Origin of the sequence: Aquabacterium soli, from assembly GCF_003933735.1 — a bacterium.
Classification (GTDB): Bacteria; Pseudomonadota; Gammaproteobacteria; order Burkholderiales; family Burkholderiaceae_C; genus Aquabacterium; species Aquabacterium soli.
Window position 1 is genome coordinate 1 of sequence record NZ_RSED01000024.1, and the last position, 23,974, is coordinate 23,974.

Genomic DNA, 23,974 nt, shown 5'->3' on the forward strand with positions numbered 1-23,974 from the left:
CGCGTTCGTGTTGCCACGGTCGAGCGTCGTCAGGCCGTTCACCGCACCGCGGATGACGACACCGCTGTCCTGCGTGACGATGAAGATGTTGGTGCCCAGCAGGTAGTTGCCCGTGTCCACCAGGATGATGTCGCCCGGGTTCAGGTCGTAGGTGTCGAGCACCGAGCGGATCGAGGCCTTGGGCTTGTCGGGCGTGAGGCCGTCGTTGGCGTCGTTGCCCACCGCCGTCGTGTACTCGTCGCCGGTGAGCGCCCCATCGTTGACGTAGTAGTAGTGGATGGGCGAGAGCACCTCGAACTGCGCGTCCGAGGTGTCGACGATCGCGGGCGTGCTGACCGAGGTGATGCGGATCTCGTAGTTCGCGGCCGGCGCGAAGACACCGCCGTCGACCAGCCAGTTCCAACTGCCGTCGTTGGCCTCGTTGGCCGCCAGCGTGACGAAGCTGGCCTGGCCGGCCCCGCGGTACTCGATGTTGACGTTGCCCGTGAAGCCGAAGGAGCGCCAGCGGATCTCGGCCGTGCTGTTCTGGCCGATGCGCTCGCCGCCGTTGGGCGACAGCACGGTGATGTACTGGCCCGGGCTGCGGCCGGCCTGCGCCGTGTTGCCGTAGGCACCGATGTTGATGTAGCCGCCGTTGGGGGCGGGCTCGTTGCTGTAGTCGTCCACGGCGCGGCCGCGGTCGATGAGCGGCGACTGCACCGCGATGTTGACCACCGCCGTCGGCGCCACGACCACCGGCAGCCCGTTGGGGCCCACCACCGGCGCCAGGCCGCTGCCGCTGCGGAAGCCGCCGTACAGGCTGGCTTCATGGAAGTCGTCGTCGCGCCCGTCATTGGCCGCGTTGACATAGCCCAGCACGTTGTCGGCACCGTCGATGTCGGCGAAGTGGGGGTTGCCCGTCAGGCTGTTGGCGTCGGTGAAGGCCGCGGCGCGCCAGGCGGCCAGCGTGCCGCGGGCCGTGCCCTGCCAGACGCCGACCGAGCCGGCCGCCGAGGGGATGAACAGGTTGTAGTCGGACGCGAAGCCGATCTGGCTGTTGGCGTTGACGACGATGGCCGAGCCCGTCACGGCGCCCAGCACGTTGTTGTACAGGCGGACATTGGCCGCGTTGTCCAGGCGCACCGCGTCGCCCACCGCCTGGTAGACGGTGTTGTTGATGAAGGTGAGCTTGTCGCCGCTGATCAGCACCGCGTGCTCGGTGTTGGCGTAGACGATGTTGTTGCGCGCGGTGTTCTCGCGCGCCCAGTTCGTGTCCGTCAGGCGCAGCCCGATGGCGTTGGAGTAGACGGTGTTGCCGATCGTGTCGGAGATGCTCGATTCGATGCCGGTGCCGGTGTTGGCGTACACGCGGTTCATCAGCACGGCGCCGTCGTGCACGTAGACACCCTGGGTGTTGTTGAACACCACGTTCGACTGCACGGTGGCGCCATAGCGGGCGGAGATGCCCCAGGCATTGGTGGCCTTGTGGCCGTAGACCGTGTTGCCGGCCACCAGCACGCCCTGCTCGGCCTGGATGCCCACGTCGCGGTTGTTGAACACGAGGTTGCCGTTGCCCAGCGCCAGGTCGGCGCCGCCGATGGTCGTCACCGTGCCACTGACGTTGTTGTAGACGTACAGGCCGGCGCGGTTGCCATAGGCCGTGTTGCGCTGGATCAGGGCCGCGCCGGAGCCTGTGAAGGCGAAGCCCCAGTCGTTATTGGTGTGGGCGATGTTCTCGACCGCCGCGTTGACACGGCCGGTCACCGTGAAGCCGGTCTTGGCGTTGCCGTAGGCCGTGGATCGGGTCAGGGTGTCGATGGCGCCCTCGATGTAGACGCCATGGCCGCCGTTGTTGAAGCTGGCCAGGTGGTCGAAATCACCGAAGGGCGAGGCACCCTGCACCCAGATGCCGTCCTGCGTGTGGCCGGAGGCCGTGATGTAGGAGGCGCTGAAGCTGTCGGAGTTGTTGGTCGCGTAGATGCCGCGGTGGGCGTTCTCCAGCGTCAGGTGGTTGATGCTGACAAAGTCGGCGTCGTTGAGGTAGATCAGCGGGCGCGTCTTGTCGCCCGGGATTGCCGGGAACAGCCTGGCGATCTGCGAGACATCCACCGGGCCGGTGATCGTGAAGCCTTCGTCGCGGCCCATGCCCGGGCCGGCCATCAGGCTGACGTCCTGGCTGCCGGACACCGCGATCGGGTCGATCATTGGGTAGTTGCCGGTGTCGATGTAAAGCGTGTCGCCTGCCTTCAGGTCGTAGGCGCGGAACACGTTGACCGGGTTGGGCTTGGGCGCATCCGGTGTCTTGCCGGTGTGGCGGTTGTCGCCCCAGCCGTTCGGCGTGTAGGCATCGCCCGTGTTGCTCTGGTCGTCGACGTAGTAGTTCGTGCCGTCCTCGGGCACGCTGAAGTTCTCCTGGCTGCGGTCGATGACCTCGGGCGCCTGCACCAGCGAAACCTGGATGCGCAGCCCCTTGGTGCCGAAGTCGATGCCGTGGTTGCCCGGGATCCAGACGAACTCGCCGTCGTCGATGGTCGAGGCCACGATGTTGGTGACGAACTTCGGCCCGTCCGGCGTGTCCTGGATGAGGTCGATGCGCACCGGCGAGTTGCTGGTGTTGTTGACGGTCTCCCAGCGGATCGCCAGGGGTTCGTTCTTTTCCCAATCGGTGTAGAGATCCGGGAAGCGCAGCATGATCTTGCGCGCGGTCGGGTCGCCCGGCTCGTGGTTGCCGGCGCCCCAGGCGCCCAGGTTGGGCGCGTAGGCATCGGCCACGGCATAGACAAAGGCTGAGTCGAGCACCACGGTGTTCTCGCTGCCGGCGTTGCGGTCGGCGTCGAAGCGGAACTCGGCAAAGCGCGCGCCCGTGGGGATGGCGACGCGGCCGCTGACCAGCTCCCAGCGGTCGGCCGTGTTCAGCGCGTTCAGCACCTGCTGGCGGATCAGGTTGCCGCCGGCATCGAGGAACTTGACGGTGATGCTGCCTGCATCGCGTGGATCGGTGGCACCCGTGCGCAGGCGGCCGCCGAAGCTGATGTCCTGCAGGCCCGAATCGAGCAGTGCGGCCGAGAAGCCCGCGTTGAGCAGGTTGATGGTCTGCGTGGCGAAGCCCTGCTCGATGCTGCCAGGGGCGTAGAACTGCGCGCCGTCGTACGCGCCGGGGCTGCTGCCCTTGACACCGCCGCCAGCGTTCACCGACCAGCCGGTGGTGCCGTTCTCGAAACTGCCGTTGGCCAGCAGGTTCGGGCCGTAGTGCGGCGGCACGCTCTGGTCGAGTGCCGCGTTGGAGGCCTCGATGCTCGAGCTCGTGAAGCGCAGGCCGGCCGTGGTGTCGAACAGGCGCAGATCGCCGCGCGCCAGGTCCACGAAGGCCGGCTTGGCCCAGTCGGGGTTGACGACGGTGGCGCCGATGGAGTGCAGGTCGTAGCGGGCCACGTCGGCCTGCCAGTCGAGCACGTCCAGGAAGTCCTTCGTCCAGTAGACCAGCCTGCCGTGGCCGGTCTTGTAGAGGTTGTTGTAGTCGCTGTAGAAGCCCGCCTGCGAGTCGTTGGCCACGTAGATGTCGTAGCCGCCCTCGGCCCAGAGGATGTTGCCCTGGATCTCGATGTTGGAGGACACCTTCTCGAGGTGGATGTTGTCGCCGGTCCTGGCGTAGAAGGTGTTCTGGTAAATGCGGATGTCGGAGGTGCCCGACAGCAGCACGCCGTAGCGGGTGTTGCTGTCGAAGATGTTGTGCCAGATCTTCAGGCCCTTCATCGCGGCCGTGACATCGACGGCAATGTCGTTGGCGGTGAAGCGGCTGTACTGGACGAGGCCGGTGAAGGCCGTCACGCCACGCTGGTTGCCCTCGAAGACGTTGGCCAGCTCCAGCGAGCCGCCACCGATGATGCCGCTACCGCTGACACCGATGGTGTTGTTGCGCAGGGTCTGCAGCTGGAACTGCGCGTTCACCGCGACGATGCCGGTGTCGTTGTTCTCGATGACGTTGGCCTGCGAGCCGGTGGTGAAGCCCAGGCCCTGGGTCGTGCCGCCCACGGTGGTGCGGATACCCACCGTGTTGCCCGTGATCGTGTTGCCGGCCAGCGTGGCCACGGTGTCGTGGCGCACACCGATGGCCGCACCGGTGATGGTGTTGCCGTCGATCAGGCCCGTGAAGACGTTGGCCAGGTCCAGGCCGATCTGCTGGCCGCTGAGGACGTTGTCGCGGATGCGTCCGCTGGCCGCCACGCCCACGGACAGGGCCGTGCCGTCGGTGGTGATGCGGTTGTTGGAGACCGTCAGGTTGACGGCGCCCTGCCCGTTCAAGGGCAGGATGCGCAGGCCGCTGAGCTGGCTGTGGTCGATCAGCGCGTTCGTGACCGCGCCGTTGACGACGACGGCGCTGCCACGCGTGCGGTCCAGGATCTGGCTGTACAGGATCTGCGCACCGCTGCCGCCGTTGAGCACCACGCCGCTGAGCTCTGACTCGGTGACGGTGAAGTTGTTCGCGCCGTTGACGGTGATCACCCCATCCACGGTCACGCGTGAGAGCAGCACGTTGTCCGCGCCCGCCGCCACGCTGACGGTGCCCAGCGAGCTGCCCGGGCTGCCGTAGATCGCCACGCCGGCGTCGTTGGCCGCGATCGACACGTTGCCGTGCTGGCCGATGACGATGATGGCGTCGCCCGCGCCCAGGTCATTGCCATCCAGGATGGACTGCACCGTGGTGCCCTGCGAGGCGTCGGCCACGAAGGTGCGGCCGATGGTGGCCGTCATGCCGCGGGCATAGACCTCGGGCTCGCCGTTCTGGTTGTCCTGCCAGACCACGATGGTGCGGCCGGATGCATCGGTGGCCACGGCCAGGTCGCTGGCGTTGCGGCCGGTGATGCTGGCGCCGGCGCCGGACGCCTCGGTGGGCACTTCCTCGACGAAGTGGCTGCCGTTCCACAGGCGCACGTACAGATCGGACGTGATGCCGTTGTCCGGCTCGCGCAGCCACACCAGGCGCAGCGCGTTGCCGCCTGCAGTGAGCTGTGGCTGGGCCGGCACATCATGCCCATAGGCCAGGCCGAAGGTGTCGTGCACGGTGAGCGTGCGCACCGCCGTGTTCGAGTAGCTGGCCACGGCCAGGGCCGTGCCCTGGTCGGCAAAGGTCTGCCAGGCCACGAAGAGACGGCCCTGGAAGTAGGTGACGCTGGGGGTGGCGTTGTGCGTGATGACGCCTTCCAGGCTGCTGCCCAGCACGCCGCTGACGCCGCTGCCACTGGCCGAACCGGCCACCGCAGCCCAGCTGCCCGCCGTGCCGCCCGTGTACTCCTTCAGGTAGATCTGGCGCACATCGCCGAAATCCTGGCTCCAGGCCACGGCCACGCGGTTGCCGTCGCTGGCCACCGCCAGGTCTTCGACATCGAAGGCCGGCAGGCCGCCGCCCAGGCCGGTGCCCGTGGCGCTGCCCGCACCGATCTCGGTCCAGCTGCCGCCCGTGAAGATGCGGGCATGGATGCTCTTGGCATCCGCGGCGCCATTGAGCCACACCACCACGGGGCCGTTGGCCGTCATCACCACGCGGGCCGATTCGGCGATGCCGGTGTTGCTCAGGCCGCCCGTCGTGAGCGAGCCGCCGAGCGCCACCCAGGTCTGCGTGGCCGCATCGAAGCGCGCCGCGCGGATGTCGCGCAGGCCGTTGTGCTCGGCCGTCCAGACGACGATGGGCGCACCGGTGCCATCGATCACGATGCTCGGATCAAACGAGGCGGCCAGGTTGCCGGAGGCCCCTGCCCCCAGCACGCTGCCCGACGCCACGCCGCCCAGGCGCGTCCACACACCGTTCTGCAGCTTGGCCACGATGATCTGCGGTGTGCCGGTACGCGTGTCCGTCCAGGCCACGTACTGCGCCGTGCCGCTGACGGCCACGACCGGGTCGGACGAGAAGCCGCCCGTGCCCGACAGGCCATCGCCGTCGGCCGTGCCGCCCAGATCGGCCCAGCGGCCACGCTGCACCATGCCGTCGGGCAACTGCAGCGCCGCGCGGCTCAGTGTGTAGTCGATGGCCTTCAAGGCAGGCGCCGCGGTGGGCACACCGGCCACGAAGCTCACGGTGTCGGAGGAATCGCCGAAGTCGATGACGTTGCTCGTGCCGCCGCTGCCTTCCGTCTGGTTGAAGCCCGAGGTGCCCGCGATGTAGTCGTCGCCGCCCTCGCCGAACAGCAGGTCGTTGCCGCCCTGGCCGTAGAGGCGGTCGTTGCCGGAGCCGGCTTCGTCCTTGCCGGTGCCGAAATCGCCGTAGAGGTGGTCCACCGCGTTGTCATCGCCCGAACCGTTGGCACTGTGGCCGTACAGGGTGTCGTGACCAGCACCGCCGACGATGACGTCAGCGCCTGCACCGCCGGACACGAGGTCGTCGCCCGCGCCGGCATCGATGATGTCCTTGCCCCGGTTGCCATCGATCACGTCGTTGCCGGCGTAGCCCCAGATGCGGTCGTCGCCGCCACCACCGTCGATGACGTCGCTGCCGTCGTCGGAGCCGTAGATGGCGTCATCGCCATCGCCGCCATCCACCGTGTTGGCGCCAAAGCCCGTGCGGATGATGTCGTTGCCGGCGCGGCCGAAGATGACGTCGTTGCCGAAGCCGCCGTCGATGGCGTCGCTGCCCGCACCGCCGTGGATGATGTCGTCGCCCCACTCACCGTACAGGTTGTCCAGCGCCGCGTCGTCGGTGCTGGAGTTGGCTGGGTCGTCGAAGCCGTAGATCACGTCGTTGCCGAGGTGGCCGTAGATGGTGTCGGCCCCTGCACCGCCACGGATCAGGTCGTTGCCCGATCCGCCGTCGATCCAATCCTGGCCCGCGCCGCCGCGGATGTCGTCCGCACCGCCTTGGCCATGGATGAGGTCGTCGCCTTCACCGCCGTCGATCACGTCGCCGAAGCGCGTGGTGTCGGTGAAGTCAGGGTCGGCATTGCTGCCTTCGGGTGACCCGTAGACCGTGTCGTTGCCGCTGCCGCCGAACAGGATGTCGCCCACGCCGTTGCCGGCCACGATCAGGTCATCGCCTTCTCGTCCGTCGATGCGGTCGGTGCCCTCGCCACCGTAGAGTTCGTCGCCCTGCGTGCCGCCCACCAGGTTGTCGTTGCCGCCGTGGCCGTAACCACGGGTGACGATGCTGTGCCCGGTGACGTCGAGGGTGTCGTCATCCTCGTCACCCTCCATCAGGATGCCGCCGCCCTGCAGCACGCCGCGGGTGCTCAGGAAGCCGCCCTGCTCGTCGTTGTTGCGGTAATCGACGCGGAAAGTCAGGCGCCGGCCGCTGGTGCGGACCTCGCCGTTGACGTTGATGTTGTCCCCGGCCTGCAAGGTGATGGCGCCCAGGAAGGCCAGGATGCTGTGGCCCTGGCCGACCTGGATGTCGTCGCCGGTGCTGCGGGCATCGGTGGTGGTCAGGCGCACATCGCCTGTGCTGGAGGCGACCTGCTCGACCAGCAGGCTGCCGCGCGTCTCCCAGACGTAGACGTCGCTGGTGGCGTTGGCGATGAGCGTGCCGCCTGCGACCGAGTTCTGGCTGTCGACCTCGAGGTCGTTGAGGTAGGTGCCGATGGAGCCGGCCAGCGCCGTCAGCGTCAGCGTGTTGCCTTCGACATCGGGCTCGGCGTCGGCCAACGCATCCTTGATGCCGGCGGCCGCGGTCAGCGTCACGTCGTTCGCATCGGAGGTGATGCGGCCGGCGCGCAGATCGCCCACGATTTCGACCAGGGTGACATCGCCGTTGGTGTCGACGTCGATGTGGCCGGCACCGGTGATGTCGGTGTTGGCCAGGATGTCGATGCGCGTCGTCGTGTAGGCACCGACGACCTTGATGTTGCCGCCGGCCTTGATCAGATCGAACCTGGCCAGGTGGTTGATCAGCGTGCTGCCGCTGCCGAAGATGCCCAGGGGCGGCGCGAAGACCGGTCCACCGCCATCGGGCTTGAAGTGGTTGGCATAAGCCGCCGTGGTGCTGCCGCCGGCCCAGGGGTTGGTCTCGGTCACGTCCACCAGGTAGCCGGAGGGGGTGTTGGTCAGCGTGGTCTGCCGGCGGGCTTCGCGCACGATGATGTCGCTGTCGCCGCCGGTCTGGAAGGTGCCGACCTTGAGCACCGGCGCCACACCGGAGTTGTCGCGCTGCAGCAGGCGCAGGCCGACGTAGGCATTGCCGCCGGCCGTCAGGGTCAGGTCGGTGGGCCGGCCCTGGCTCTGCACCAGTTCGATCTCGACACGGCCGATGGAGAACTGGCCGAAGTTGATGGGCGGCACCAGGCCGACGTTGGTCGCCGCCACGATGTTCACGATGTTGCTGCGGGTGGTGCCGAGGCTGGTACCCCAGACATCGCCGCGGCTGGCGGTGACATTGGTCGTGCCGATCGGGTTGTCGATCAGGCCATGCAGGTAGACATCGGCCGCGCCCGTGGTGCCGAGGTTCAGGATGTCGATGCGCGTGGGCGTGTAGCTGTGGACGATGTCGAAGAAGTAGCTGCGCAGGTCGACCTCGACGTCCACCTTGGCGCGGCCGGTGCGGTCGATCGGGTTGATGCCCTGCACCCACAGGTCCTTGGCCGAGTAGTTGAGGATCTCGACCGTCTCGAAGCTGTGCTCGACCGTCAGCGTGCCCTGGTCGCCGTCGATCACCCCCAGGATGGGCAGGTTGCCGACGGTGATGGCGTTGGCGGCGAAGCGCGCCTTGCCGACCTTGCCGTTGTTGTCGATGTTGTCCACCACGATGCGCGTGGCATCGACGCTGGCCGTCACGCCCACCGCTTCGACGATGTTGCCGTTGGCGTCGACCACCAGGCGCGGCGTCGGCGCGGCCATCAAGACGACGTCTGCGTTGAAGGTGATGTGGCGGCTCCAGTCCTGGTCGCGGTAGGCGTCGAACGAGGGCTGGTCGAAGGGGTTGAGCGTGAAGCCGACCGCATCGCCGCGCGCCGTGCGCGGCACGTTCTGAACGATGGCCTCGACGTTCAGGTCCTTCGAGGCGAAAACGGCACCGGCCTCGGCCAGCACCCGGGTGGCCGCGCGGTGGTAGGCATAGGCGTTGGCATCGGGGCCGCCGAACAGGCTGCCGCCATCTGAATAGGCATAGGCGTCGATCGCCGCGCCTTCGGCCTTCACGAGCACGTCCAGGCGGTTGACGCCTGTCAGGCGGGCACCGGCCTTCACGTCCACGAGCGACAGCGTCTTGACGAAGGCGCGGGCGTTGGAGTCCGGGTCGGAGTAGAAGGCCGAGGCGGCGGACGCCTCCGCGCGGGCCTTGATGTCGGTCTCGTCGAGCAGGGCCTGCACGGTCAGCTTGCGCTCGGCGCGCACGACGGCCCCGTTGTTCACCAGCACCTTGATCTCGTAGGTGGGTGAATTGAAGTCATCGGCCGCGTTGCCCAGCGCCCAGAAGGAGTAGGTCGAGCCGCCGGATCCCAGGCCGGAATAGGCCACCGAGTCGGCCACCATCTTGCCCTTGGCGCCCAGGCGTGCGCTCAGGGTGATGTCGCCGTCGGCATGCAGGTTGGCGTTGTCACCGATGGTCGTCAGCGTGGTCGGTCGGGCATCGACGATGGCGTCGGCACCTGTCAGCGAGACGCCGGCGGAGCCGCCGCCCGCATAGGCAGAGCCGGTGGCGACGTGGCGGTTCTCGGTGGTGACGGAGAGGTTGCCGCCGGCGTGGACCGTTGCACCCGCCCCGATCGTGGTCTGCGCGTTCTGCACGAAGTTGACACGCACCTCGGACTTGCCCAGCGTGCCGACGACGGCGCCGGTGGTCACGCCCGCATCGGTGTCGGCGTTGCCGTAGACCTCGGTCGACACCGTGATGTGGCCTTCGGCCGTCACGGTGGCCGCAGCGCCGATGGTGGCGGAAACCGTCGGCTTCATGTTGACCGTGGCATCGGCCCCGGCCCCGGCCACCAGCAGCGCGAAGGACGGACCAATGCCCTTGGCATAGGACACGCCGTCGATGCCGAAGGGCCCGCTGCCGCCGACGATGCCGCCAGCGCCCGACAGGCGCTGGGTGCCGGCCAGGGCGCCAGTGAGGTCACGCGCCAGCCAGTGCTGGCCGGCCACGCCCTGCGCGGTGAGGTCGATGCCCTCGACGCCGATGTACTGCGTGCCCGCCACACCGGCCGTGGCCACGTTGATGGCTGGGCCGCCCGAGGTTTCGGCCAGCTGGAAGGTGTTGGCATCGAGCCGCTTGACGTAGTAGGTCTTGCCATCGGTCAGGTTGCCGATGGCCTTTTCGCCGAAGCGCACCAGGCTGTGCTGGCTGATGTCGGCCGCTTCGCTGCGGGTGAGGTTGATGAAGACGTCTTCGCCGTCGTTCTCGATCGGATCGACCGAGAGCTTGATGGTGTCGGCACTGACGCGGTAGACATAGTAGGAGGCGCCATTGGAGAGCCCCCCGACGGCCACGGCTGGCTTGCCGTCCACGCCGGTGACGTTGTAGGTGATGCGATCACCTGTCTGGAAATCATTGGGCGCGGCCCCGATGAAGAGCTGCTCATTCGTGTCGTCCACCGCGCTGCCGAAGAAGCGCGCCGTGCGCGGGCCCCGGTAAGTGACGGCCGCACCATCGGCAAAACCGTGTCCGGTGAGCGTGAAGACCTCGGTGTTGGGGTTGACGTCTGCCGGCTGGAAGCTCTTGCTGGCCTGCGTGACCTGGGCCTGCGAAGTACCGAGCTTGACGGTCATCGAGTCGATGACGCGCACGTAGTAGGCCGTGCCATTGACCAGCCCGCCGATGGTGGTGGGCGTGCTGCCGGTGCCATCAGGCCCGAAGCCGTAGATCAGGCGATCACCGGTGGACAGGTTGTGCGGGGCCAGGAAGCGGATGGTGTCGTAGGCGTCGCTGACATCCTTCGAGACGAAGGGATTGCCCAGCTTGACGGTGGTGCCGTCGATGACGATGACGCCATAGGTCCGGTCGGCCACCAGGCCGCCGACGGCCGCGTTGCCGTTGGTCTGGTACTGGATGCGGTCGCCGGTGGACAGGCCATGCGGCTGCGCGGTGCTCAGGGTGTCGTTGCCGGTGTTCAGGCCCGAGAGCGTGCCGTCGGACAGCGAGACCGGGCTGCCGTGCTTGGCCTCCACGCTGACGGCGCCCCCCGCTGCGATGCGGGTGGCGTTGCCCGCCGAGGAGGCGACGGTGGCAGACACGGTGGGCGTGATGTTGCTCTCGGCCGAGACCATGCCGAAGGCACCGCCCAGGCTGGCACTGACGCTGTTGGCGATGGCATCGCCATCGGTGATGCTCTCTGCCTGCACGGCCACGTTGCCGGTGGTCGTGACCTCCACGCCCTCGCCGATCTGCGCCTTGACAGTGGGCGCGACGGTGGCGGTGGCCCGGGAATAGCCGATGCTGCCCAGGCCGGACAGGTTGGTGGAATCGTCTTCGGATTTCGCGTGGTCGACGCCATTGGCCACCACCTGCAGGCTGCCGCCATCGATGGTGGCGTCGGTGCCCACGGTGGCCTGGTTCGAGCCCGAGGCCTTGGACTCGGCATTGAGCAGGCTGAAGCCGGCGAGTGAGATGTTGAAGCCCTTGCCGCGGGCCTTGGCGACGTTGACGCCGTCCGCACGCAGCGTGACAGCCCCATTGACGTTGATGTCCGCGCCGCTGCCGATGCCGGCGTTGACATCGGCCGTGGAATACGAGCGTGCCAGCGAGGCGTTGGCGGAGAACACCGCGACGGAGGGCGCTTCGGCCATGGAATAGGCGCCCGGCGAGCTGCCGCCGTGCTGGATCGCCTGCAGCGTGAGCGGGTCCACGTTGTGCCCTGCCACCACCGACAGGCTGCCGCCGGCATGGATGCTGCCGGCCACCGTGGCATAGAGGTCCGGATCGATGGTCGAGTAGGCCAGGCTGAGGCCGCCGGCCGCACCGCCGATGGTCAGGCTCAGCACGTCGGTCTTGGCGTAGTGGTCGGTGCCCGCGTACACCCCGATGTTGCCGGTGGTCGTGACCTTGGCGCCCTCGCCGATGAAGGCCCGCACGTCCGGCTTGATGTCGGCAAAGGCGAAGTTGAAGCTGCCCGCGACGATGCCGCCGGCCAGGGCTTTCGTCTCCAGCGTGGTCGAGATGACAGACGAGGCCTGCACGCGCACATTGCCCACCGAGCCACTCTGGCCGATCTCGGCGTTGGCACCGATGTTGGCCTGCACGTCGGCCGCCGAGCCGTTGCCGACGCTGATCCGGGTGAAGGAAGCGCCGATGGCCACCGCGCCAACGGTGCCGCCCATGGTCATCGCCGAGAACTGCTGGTTGCCGCTGGCCAGGATGTCGAGGTTGTTGGCCGAGCCGACGATACCGTTGTTGCCGACGAAAGCCTGCGAGGTGCTGGTGACGGTCATCACCGACACCGAGGCGCCCAGGCCGACGAAGCCGCCGCCGAAGGCCGCCGTGAACTGATCGGCCTTTTCCTGCAGCACGCTGTTGATGCGGATGTTGCCGCCGGCATTGAGCGTGCCTGAGGACGAGGCCCGGGCGTTGTTGGCGATGTTCAGGACGCCCACACCGGCCCCCACGCCGACGAAGCCCCCGCCCGCGGCGCCCACGATGAACTTGGCATCGCTGCGGTCGGTGGCATCGATGGTGATGTCGCCGCCGGACGTGATGCTGGCACCGGCCTCGACGATGGCCTGCGTGCCCTGGGGCAGCGGGATGCCCGTGCCGTCGATGAGCTTCTGCAGGGTGGAGGCGCTGGGGCCCTTGGACTTGACGGCCGACCCGGCGCCCTGGTTGATGACGCCGATGCGCTCGTTGGCATTGGTGCGCGAATCACCCTGGTTGCCGCTGCTGTAGCCGCCGAGCAGATCGCCCACGCGGTTGCTCTCCGTGCCGGCCTGGCTGGACAGTTGCTGGTCGGCACGCCCACCGCCGCCGCGCAGCGCGTTGTCGCTCTGGTTGCTGTTGTTCTGGTAGCCACCACTGAGCTGCGTGCCCAGCGACCACACGGACACGGAGGCGGCCACGCCCACGAAGCCGCCGCCCGCGCTCAGCGTGAAGCCGCGGTTGTAGTCCAGGTGGTGCGCACCGACGGCCACCTTGCCGCGTGCCGCGATGGCGGCGCCGCCGCGCACCACGGCGCGGGTGTCGTTCTTGACGCTGCCCACGTCCACCGCACCGGCGATGCCCACCAGCCCACCGGCCAGCGAGCCGGCGAACGAGAAGGTCTCCACGCGGTTGGCCGCACGCACCGTGACGCCCTGCTGCTGCGAGGCGCCCGCGTTGCCATTGGTCTGGTTGATCTGCGCGTTGGCCTCGATCGAGGCCGTGGTGTCGGAGTCGATCAGCGTGATCGCCACACCGCCCGCGATGCCGACCACGCCGGCACCCGCCGCGATCGCGATGTGCTTGACGTCTTCGTTGGTGGTGGCCTGCACGATCACGCCGTGTGCGACGCCGCTGTTGAAGCTGCTCGTGCCATTGGCCGTGCCGTCGAGCACGCCCGAGATGCCGGTGTTGGCCCCCAGCGCATCGACGTGCGCCCCACCCCAGATGGTGGCGGACGTGGCCTTGGTCAGGCTCGTCACACCGACCGAGGCGCCAATGCCGGCCACACCGGCGCCCACCGCGCCGGACAGGACGAACACCTTGGTATCGTCGGACGCCAGCACCGCCACGTCGCCGCCTGCGCTGACGCGGGCGTTCTGGCCGATGTAGGCCTGCGTGATGTTGTTGATCACCGGCACCGATATGGCACCGCCCACGCCGGCAACCCCGCCACCGATGCCGGCGCTGACCAGCAGGATGTTCTCGGCCGCATGGGCATCGACGGCGATGTCGTTGCGCGCATTCACCTTGGCGGCATCGGCGATGTAGGCGTTGGTGCGCAGGTCGATCACGCTCACGCCCACGGCAGGCGCGATGCCCGCGCTGGCGGCCACGGCCACCGAGCCGGCCACCTCCAGGTGATAGAAGTCGTTGCCCGCGCCGACCAGCACCGACTGGGCGCTGTTCGCGCCGGCCGTGCTGGCATTCACATCGGCACCCTGGCCGATGTAGGCGCTGGCCGTCGTGTTGAACACATTGACGCCTGCGGCCACAGAAACCGCCGCCACACCGGCGCCGCCGCCGGACAGCACGATGTTCTTCACGCTGTCGCGGTTGGTGGCGCTGATCGCCAGGCCGCGGAAACCCTGCTGCTTGGCCAGGGCCGCTTCGCGCACGCTGGAGAACAGCGGATCGTTGCCGCGGTCGTCCGTGCCGTCATGGTCGGAATCGAGCAATCCAGCCTTCTGCGAGGGGCCGAAACGGGCGCTGTCCTTGGTCGGGCGGTTGCCGTTCTTGACGTCCACGTTGGCGGGCTTTTCGGGCGCGGCCTCGTAGCCGACGCTGAAATTGCCCGTCGCCACGTCGATCGCGCTCTGGCCGTCGGCCGTGACCTTGGCCCCGGCGCCCACGAAGGCCTCGACGCGCTTGTTGACCACCGGCACGCCCACGGCGGCGCCGATGCCCACCGTGCCGCCGACGCCGATGGAGCCGGCCACGTTGGTCTCGTCCAGGTAATCGTCGGCCGCGATCGAGATGCTGCCCTGGGCGTGCACGTCGCCCGCGCCCAGCGAGGCGCCGGCCACGTCCGGGTCGTCGCCGATGAAGGCGCGCGTGACCACATCCAGCACCAGCACGCCGGCCGAACCGGCCACGCCCGCCGTGCCGCCACCGGCGCCAGCCGCAGCGACGGAGGTGACGTTCTCCAGTGTCCTGGCGTCCACGACGATGTCGCCCTGCACATCGGCCGTGACGGCCGAGCCGATGGAGGCCTGGGTGTTCTTGTTGAACTTGCCAACGCTGACACCGGCACCGACGCCGGCCGTGCCGCCCACCGAGACCGAACCGCCCACGGCCACGATGTCGGTGATGTCGCTGGCCTTGACCTGCACGTCGGGCGTGGGCGCGCCGCCCACGTTGGTGCGGGCGGTGATCTCCGCCCCGTCGCCCACGGTGGCACGCGTGGTCTCGTTGAGGATGTTGACGACGGCTGAGCCCGCCACGCCGGCCGTGCCGCCGCCGGAGCCACCGGCCGCGATCGTCACCAGGTCTTCCGAGGACGTGGCCAGCACGGACAGGCCCGTGCCCCCACGCGTGGTCACGTCGGTGTAGCTGCCCACGCGGGCCTCGACCACGTCGTTGTGGACCAGCGTGGTGTTCGACAGGCCGATGCCCGCATCGCTGCCGATGGCCACGTTGCCCGCCACCTGGTCGAGCGTGAAGCTGCCGTTGGCGATCACGCCGACGTTGCCTTCGGCCACCACCGCCGCGCCGGCATCGCCGGCCGTGCCGTCGAGCAGCGTGGCGTGGGTGTCGGCGTCCACCACGTAGACGCTCACCGAGCCGCCGATGGCGGCGCTGCCGCTGGCCCCGGCCGAGGCGGCCACCGAGACGATGTCCTCGTCGCTGGTCGCGCCCACGTTGACGTTGCCGCGTGCGCCGATCTGGCTGCCGCGGCCCACCGTGGCACGCGTGTTCTTGTTGAGCACGCCGACGTCCACGCCCGCGGCCACCGCCACCCCCGAAGAGCCAAAGGCGCCCGCGGCGGCCCCGGCCACCGAGACGATCTTGGTGGTGTCCGTCGCCTGCACGGTGACGTGCTGCGTCGCCAGCGGGCTGGCCACATCCTGGTTGACCAGCACGTCCTCGCCCAGCGTGGCCCGCGTGTCGAGGTTGAAGACGTTGACCACCAGTGAACCGGCCACGCCGGCATCGCCCTGGCTGGCACCGAAACCGGCCGCCACCGAGGTGAGGCTGACCGAATCGGGCAGCAGGGGGATGTCGCCCAGCGGGATGGCCAGCGGGTTCACGGCCGCGGTGGCCTTGACCTGCGTGGCGCCGCGCGCGTTCAGCTCGGCGCCATTGCCCACCGTGGCCAGGGTGTCGTTGTTGACGATGCCGATCGCCACCGCCACACCCACGCCGACATCCTCGCCAACACCCGCGCCACCGGCCACGGCCTGGATGCCGATGGTGCTGGTCGCCGTGACGTTGAGCGTGTTGCTGGCCGTGAGCTGGGCGCCGCCGGCCACCTGGGCTTCCGTCAGGTAGTTGATGTGGTTGATGGCCACCGAGCCGGCCAGGCCGTTGTCCTCGCCGCCACCGGCGGCCAGGGCCCAGGTCTTGAAATCGCTGCTGCCGCCGGCAGGCGTGGACGCGCTGACGGTGACATCGGTGCCGCTGACGCTGGCGCCGCCGGCCACGGTGGCGCGGTTGCTCACGTCGGCCGCCGTCACACCGACGGCCGCGCCGATGGCGGTGGTGGTGTCCGCGTCGAGCGCCGAGCCCTGCGGCAGGTTGCTGGCGTCCACGTCGGCCGTGGCGGTCACGCTGGCCGCCGCCGCGGTGGAACTCAGTTGCGCGGTACCGGCCACGCTGGCCGTGTTGCTGACCGTGTGGCTGGTCACGCCCACGGCCGCGGCCACGCCCACATCGGCCGATTCGCTGCTGGATTCGCTGCTGCTGTCGCTGTTGGCGCTGTCGACGTTGGACTGTGCGCTGGGCAGCTGCTTGTCGCCGCCGTTGTTCGGGTTGTTGTTGACCTGGTTGTCGGCTTCGTCATCGGCCGAGCGGCCACTGCCCTTGTTGCCCTGGGCACTGGCCTTGATGACATTGGTGCTGCCGGCGACGACCTCGCTGGCCACGGCGATGCTGCCGGCCGTGGTCACCGAACGCGCCGCGGTGGCGGAAACGGTGTCCTTGAGCACGTTGATGCCCACGCTGGCGCCCACGCCGACCGAGCTGCCCGAGCCTTCGGAATCGGCCTCGTTCTGGGCCGCAGATGCATGTGCGGCGTGCACCGACACGTTGCCGGTGGCACTGAGTGCACTGCCCGAGCCGAGCAGCGCGGTCTTCTGGTGATCTGTCAGGGACAAGGCCACGGCCGCGCCGACACCCACGTCGCCGCCGCCACCGCCTGCGCCGTTCTTGGCCAGCGTCTTCACGTTGTGGGCACCGGCCGCCTCGACGGTCACTGCGCCGGCGGTGCCGCTCAAGGTGGCGCCGTTCTCCACCGCCGCACGGGTGACCGTGTCCACGCGGTTGAGCGCCACGGAAGCGCCCACGCCCACGGAGCCCGCGACCGCGCCGGTGCCTTCAGGCGTCGCTTCGGCCGTGGACCGCGTGTTCTGGGTGGCGCGCACCGTCAGCGCACCGCCGCCCAGCTGCACCGAGGCGCTGCCGGCCACGGCAGCCGTGCTGTTGACATCGACCAGGTTGATGGACAGCGAGCCGGCCACGCCGACGTCATCGGCCCCCGCGCCGGACTTGGACTTGGCCACGAAGGCGAACTCGGGCGTGGCTTCGCCACCGCCGGTGGTGGCCGTGACGGACAGACCTTGGGCCTGGATGACGTTGGACGCGCCGATGGTGGCGCTGTGCGTCACGTCCGCCACGTTGATGGCGACCGCCACGCCCACGCCGGCCGAGCCGGCCCCCACCGCCGCGCCGTCGGCATCGGCCGAGGCATCGGTGTTGGCCACGGCATTGACGCTCAGCACACCACCCGAGGTGATCGTGCGGCCCGCGCCGGTGGCGGCCGTCGTGCTGCTGTCGGCCACGTTGACGACCACGGCAGCGGCCACGGCCACGGTGTCCGAGCCGCCCGACCCTTCGGAGTCGGTCTTGGCGGTGGCGGCGCTGGGGTTGTCGGTCGCGTTGCCGCTGCTGCGGGCGCCGCGTTCGGTGGCGACCTTGTCGCCGATGCTGCGCTGGCCGTCCTTCTGGTCGTCGACGCCATTGGCATTGCCGCTGCTGCTTTTCTTCTGGCCGCCGCTCACACTGGCCTTGGCCGTGGTGTTGGTGGCCTGCTGGCTGGTGGCATTGACGCCGATGGCGCCGCCCGCGGTGGTGCTGCGGTCGAGCAGTGCTCGGGTGGTGTCGGTGACCACGCCCACGCCCACGGAGGCGCCGATGGCCGCGTCGTTGCCTGTGGACTTGCCCGTGGCCGTGGTGGTGGCCGTGCCGGCATGGGTCGCCGTGATGCTGAGCGCGCCCGTGGTGCTGAAGCCACCGGTGCCCAGCACCTCGGCGATGGTGTCCAGGTTGGCCACGGTGACGGCCGCCACCGGCACGATGCTCACGTCGGTGTCGTTGCCGCCCTGGCTGCCGGCGCCGCCATCGGCCTTGGTGACGATGGCATTCTTGGAATCGGCCGTGATGGCGATGCCACCGGCACCCGTGACCGAGGCCGTGTTCTCGACCGCGGCCCGGGTGATTTCGTCGACCACGTTGATGGCCACCGAGGCGCCGATGCCCACGCTGCTGCCCTGCGCCAGGCCCTGCGGCTTGGCCTGGGCGGTGTCGCTGCTGTTGCTGCCGGCCTTGAGGGTGACGCTGCCGCCGCCCGTCTGCACGATGGTGGCGCCGCTGCCCAGGCGGGCCTGGGTGTCGACGGTGACCACGTTGATGGCCAGCGAGCCGGCCACGCCCACGCTGCCACCGCCCGCGCCCGAGGTGGACGTGGCCGAGAACACGTGCTGCGCGCCGGCCGTCGGCCCATCGGCCGACACCGTCAGGCCGTTGCTGGTGACGCTGCTGTTGTTGCCCACGAAGGCCGTGTTGACCACGTCGACCGCGTTGATGGCCACGGCCGCGCCCACGCCGACCCCGCTGTTGCCGCCATTGCCGCCACCCTGGCTGTTGACCACGGCCGTGCCGTCGGCCACCGCGCTGCCGTCCGTGTCGGCCGTGGCCTTGACGCTGACCGCGCCCGTGCTCACCACCGTGCGGCCGGTGAGCGCGTTGCCGATGCTGGCCTCGGTGCTGCTGGTGCCCAGGTTGACCGCCACGGCACCGGCCACGCTGACCGACGAGGGCGAGTTGCTGTTGCTGCCGCTCTTGTCGGCCGTCTGCGCCTTGGGCGTGGCACCGGCCGCGCCACTCTGGCGGTTGCCGCGGTCGCTGGCGACCTTGTCGCCCTGCGCCCGCTGGCCGGCGTTCTGCTTGTCGACGCCATCCTGGTTGTTGGCCGAATCGGACTTGCCGCCCGTGGTGCTGGCCTTGGCCGTGCTGCTGCTGGCCTGGGTGCTGGCCGCGGCGATGGCCAGGCTGCCCACGGTGGCGCTGCGGTCCAGGCGGGCCTGGGTGGTGTCGTTGGCGATGCCCACGGCCACCGAGGCGCCGATGGCCGCGTCGTCGCCGGTGGCCTTGCCGGTGGCCGTGGTGGTGGCCGTGCCGGCGTGGGTGGCGTTGATCGCCACCGCGCCCGTGCTGGTGAAGTTGCCGGTGCCCAGCACCTCGGCGATGGTGTCCAGGTTGGCCACCGTCACGGCGGCCACGGGCACGATGCCCACGCCGCCACCCGCGCCGCCTTCGGCCGTGGTGACGGTGGTGTTCTTGGAATCGGCCGTGATGCTGGCCGAGCCGGCATTGGCCACCGTGGCCGTGCTGTCGACCCAGGCGTGCGTGGTGTCGTCGACCACGCCGATGGCCACCGACGCGCCGATGCCCACCTTCTCGCCCTGGGCGTTGCCCTTGGGCTTGGCCTCGGCCTTGTCGCTGGTGTTGCTGGCGGCCTTGAGGTTGAGCGCGCCGCCGCCGGTCAGGGTCAGGCTGGCACCGGTGTCGATCTCGGCCAGCGTTTCGACGCCGCCGACCGTGATGGCCAGCGAGCCCGCCACACCCACGCTGCCGCCGCCCGCGCCAGACGTGGCCTGGGCGTTGAACACATCCTGCGCGCCGGCCGTGGACAGCTCGGCAGACACACTGATGCCCTGCCCCGTGACGCTGCTGCCCTGGCCGATGACCGCGTGCTTGACCACGTCGCCCACCGCGATGGCCACGGCCGCGCCGATGCCGGCCCCACTGCCACCGCTGCCATTGCCGTTGCCCTCGATCACGGCCGAGCCGTCGGCCACCGCCGAGGCGTCGGTGTCGGCCGTGGCCTTGACAGTGACCGCGCCGCCAGCGCTGACCGTGCGGCCGGTGAGGGCGTTGCCGATCTGCGCCTGGGTGCGGGTGGTGGCGATGTCCACCGCCACCGCGCCGGCCACGCTCACCGACGAGGAGCCGGAGGATTGCCCATCCTTGTCGGCCGTGGCGGCCTTGGGGGTGCTGCCGGCGGCCGTGCTGTCACGCGAGCCTCGGCTGGTGGCCGCGCTGTCGCCCGACTTGCGCTGGCCGGCGTTCTGGTTGTCCACGCCTTGTTGATCACCGCCCTGGCTGTCGGATTGGCCGCCCTTGGTGCTGGCCTTGGCCGTGCTGGTGGACGCCTGTGTGCTGGCCGCCAGCACGTTGAGCGCGCCGATGGTGCTGGCGTTGCGGTCGAGCATGGCGCGCGTGGTGTCGGTGACGGTGGAGACCGCCACCGAGGCGCCAATGGCCGCGTCGTTGCCCGTGGCCTTGCCGGTGGCCGTGGTGGCCGCCGTGCCCTCGTGCGTGGCGCCGATGGTGACCACGCCCTGGCCGGTGAAGGCACCGGTGCCCAGCACCTCGGCGACGGTGTCCAGGTTGGCCACGGTGATGGCCGCCACCGGCACGATGGCCACGCCGCCCGCGGCGCCGCCTTCGGCCGTCGTGACCACGCTGCTCTTGCCCGCCGCGTTCACGCTGAGGGCACCGCCGCTGGTGACCGCACCGGTGCTCTCGACCGCCGCCCGCGTGATGTCGTCCGCCACGTTGATGGCCACGGACGCGCCAATGCCCACCTTCTGGCCCTGCGCATCGTTCTTGGGCTTGGCCTCGGCCTTGTCCTGCACGTTGCTGCCGGCCTTGACCGTGACCGCCCCGGCGCCGGTGCTGGCCACCGTGGCGCCCGCCGCCACCTGGGCCGTCGTGCGGGACTTGCCTACGTTGATCGCGACCGAGCCGGCCACGCCGACATCACCACCGCCGGCACCGGCCGTGGTGGTGGCGCCGAACACGCTCTGCGCCGCCGCCGTGGGGCCGTCGGCCGACAGGGTGACGCCGGCCGCCGTGAGGCTGGCCCCCCCGCCGATCAGCGCGCTGTTGCTGACATCGCCCACGTTGATGGCGACAGCCGCGCCCACGCCCGTGCCGCTGGACGGACTGGTGGCCAGGCCATCGGCGGTGGCCGAGGCGTCGGTGTCGGCGGTGGACTGGATCGCCGCCGCGCCTGTGGCGGTGACAGTGCGCCCGGCCCCGATGGACGCCTTGGCATCCGTCTGGCCGATGTTGACGGCGACGGCGCCGGCCACGTTGACCGACGAGGAGCCGCTGGCCGAGCCGCTCGTGCTGGCCGTCTGGGCCTGCGGCGTGGCGCCGGCCGCCTGGCTGCCGCGCCCGCCCCTGCCGGCGGCCGTGGTGTTGCCCACGCCACGCTGGGCGCCGGTCTGCTGGTCGACCTGACCGTCCTGGCTGCCGTCGTCCTGCTTGCCGCCCTTGGCGCTGGCCTTGGCCGCGCTGCTGGACGACTGCTTGCTGTCGGCCTTGACGTTGACCACGCCGCCCACGGTGGCCGAGCGGTCGAGCAAGGCATGGGTGGTGTCGACCACCGAGCTGAACGCCAGGCCCATGCCCAGCGCCAGGTCCGCGCCCTGCGCGGCGCCGTCGGCGGTGGTGGTGGCCGTGCCGGTGTGGTCGGCGTGCAGGGCCAGGCTCTGCACGCTCAAGCCCTGCGCGCTGTTGCGCACCTCGGCCAGGGTGTCCAGGTTGGCCACCGTGACGGCCGCGGCCGGCGAGATGGCCGTGCCGCCCGCCGCGCCGCCGTCCACGTCGGTGACCACCGTGTTGTTGGACACCGCATCCAGCGCCACGGCCGAGTTCGCCCCCGTCAGGCGCGAGCCCGTGTCCAGCACCGCACGCGACACCGCATCGACCACGTTGATGGCCACCGAAGCGCCCACGCCCGTGGTGTTGTTGCCGGCCGTGACCAGGGCCTGCGCCTTGGCCGTGTCCGACGTGGTCAGCGCGCTCTTGAGCGACAGCGAGGTGTTGCCCGACAGCGTGATGGTGGCCGTGGCCCCCAGCACCGCCTCGGCCTTGGTGACCCCGGCGTTGATGGCCAGCGCCCCGGCCACGCCCACGCCCTTGGCGCCCGCGCCCGAGGTGGCCTGCGCGCCCGACAGCGCGCTGTTGAAGGTGGCCAGGCCGATCACGCCGCCCGTGGCCGAGAACGAGCCGCCGCCGGTGAGCAGCACCTGGCTGGCCGCGTTCAGGTTGTTGATGGCCACCGCCGCGGCGATGCCGTTGCCGCCGGCCGTGGTGTTCTGGCCATTGGCCACCGTGGTGAGGCCGCCCGTGGGCCCCGACACGTTGGACGTGGCGGTGAGGGCCAGCGCGCCGCCCGAGTTCAAGGCGCCGCTGGTGGACACCTGCACGATGCTGTCGCCGGTGACGGTGGTCACGGCCACGGCGGCGGCCAGCGTCATCGAGCCATCGCTGGTCTGCGCGTTCTGCTGCTGCAGCGTGGTCGTGCCCGTGGTGGGCGTGCCGCCGCCGCTGGTGGCGCCGCCCTTGGTGGACTTGGCCTGGGTGTCGATGGTGCGGCTGCTCTGGGCCGACACCGTCACGGTGCCGCCGGTGAGGCTGGCCGTGTCGGCGATCTCGGCCTTGGTGTCGCCACCGATCACGGCCACGGCCACGGTGCCGCCCGCTGCCGAGCCGGCCTGCGCGCCCGCGCCGCCATCGGCGTGGGTCTGGGCGTTGACCGTGCTGTTGGAGGCCACCGTCAAGGCGCCGGTGGCGTTCAGGCTTGATGCCCCGCCCACGCGCACGCTGGCCGCGCTGTTGACGTGGGTCACCGCCACGGCGGCGTCCTTGTTGGTGGCGTTGGCCGTGTTGTCCGGCGCCGTGGCCAGGATGGTGGTGACGGTGTTGTTGGCGTCCAGCGCCAGCGTGCCGGTGGCCGTGATCACGTTCGCGCCCGCCAGGGTGATCGTGGCCGTGGCGTTGGCATCGACCGCGCCCAGCTTGACCTGGCCGTTGAAGAACTCTTCGTCCTGGCTGTTGAGCGTGATCGTGTTGGTGGCGTCGATGCCGATGTTGCGGCCCGCCAGCGTGGCACCCTGCAGGGTGACGGTGGCCGCGGCATTGGCCTGGATGTCGGTGCCGGCCAGGCCGCCCGTGGTGTTGACCACGGCCGCCAGGCGGATGTCGCGCGCCTGCAGCGAGCTGCCGGCCTGCAGGTCGATCTTCTCGGCCGACTGGAGGTCGACGTCGCCCGTGGCGCGCAGGGCGCCACCGAACAGGATGTCGTCGGTGCTGGTGACGAACAGGCCGCCGGCCTGGTAGGTGTGCGGGCCGCCCGACTGGATGATCAGCTGGTCGTCGGTCAGCAGGGGCACGTCGGTGCCGCCATCGAAATCGAGCTTGATCGACCAGGGCGAGAACGCCGGGTTGCCATCGGCATCCGTGTAATTGAGGTTGAGCGTGAGCTTGTCGCTGAACACCGAGCCCGTGAACGCCACCCGCACGTCGTGGTCCAGCGTCTTCTGGCCCAGGATGTTGCCGCCGTCGCGCAGGCGCAGCGTGAGGTTGGGCGCGCCCGTGTCGACCACCTCGAGCACGGCGTTGATGGCGCCCAGGCTCAAGGTACCGTCGTAGCCCAGGGTGTCGTTGAAGGTGGGCTGGGGCAGCGGCGAGGTCGACAGCAGCAGCCGCGGCTCCAGGCTTTCGACCACCGGGCGCTTGCGCAGCGGTGGCGCGCTGGCCTCGTCACCGGAGAGCAGCCGGTCCAGGATCTTGCCGATCAGGCCTTCCTTTTTCTGAGTGACCGGGGATGCCGAGCGCGGGCCCTTGGGGTTGGTGTGCTTGCGGCCTGATTTTCCACGGTGACTCATGGTGATCTTTCCAAGATTCCAGTGAGCACCCCGCCCTGAAGTTCCAGCATCCGCCCTCTGGGCAAAGGGCGGCACGGCGCAGGTTCAGCCGGCGATCCCATGACAGGAGGACCGCGCGGACAGGGACGGAGTGCGATTTTCGTGAACATATGCCGCTTACACGTTTTAAGACATCCCTAACATATTGACTTGCGGACAGTTGTGTCCTGCGCCGCGGCGCTTTGCGTCGCCATCTTGGATCGCCAGAACGGGGCCGGCGGAGGCACCCCGGGCC

General features: G+C 69.8%; 1 protein-coding gene. It reads right to left on the reverse strand.

From position 1 onward, the window contains the following. Positions 1-23,700 (reverse strand): right-handed parallel beta-helix repeat-containing protein (locus EIP75_RS20960; RefSeq protein WP_125245149.1); only part of this gene is annotated, 23,700 nt, incomplete at its 3' end. Positions 23,701-23,974: the final 274 nt, after the last annotated feature.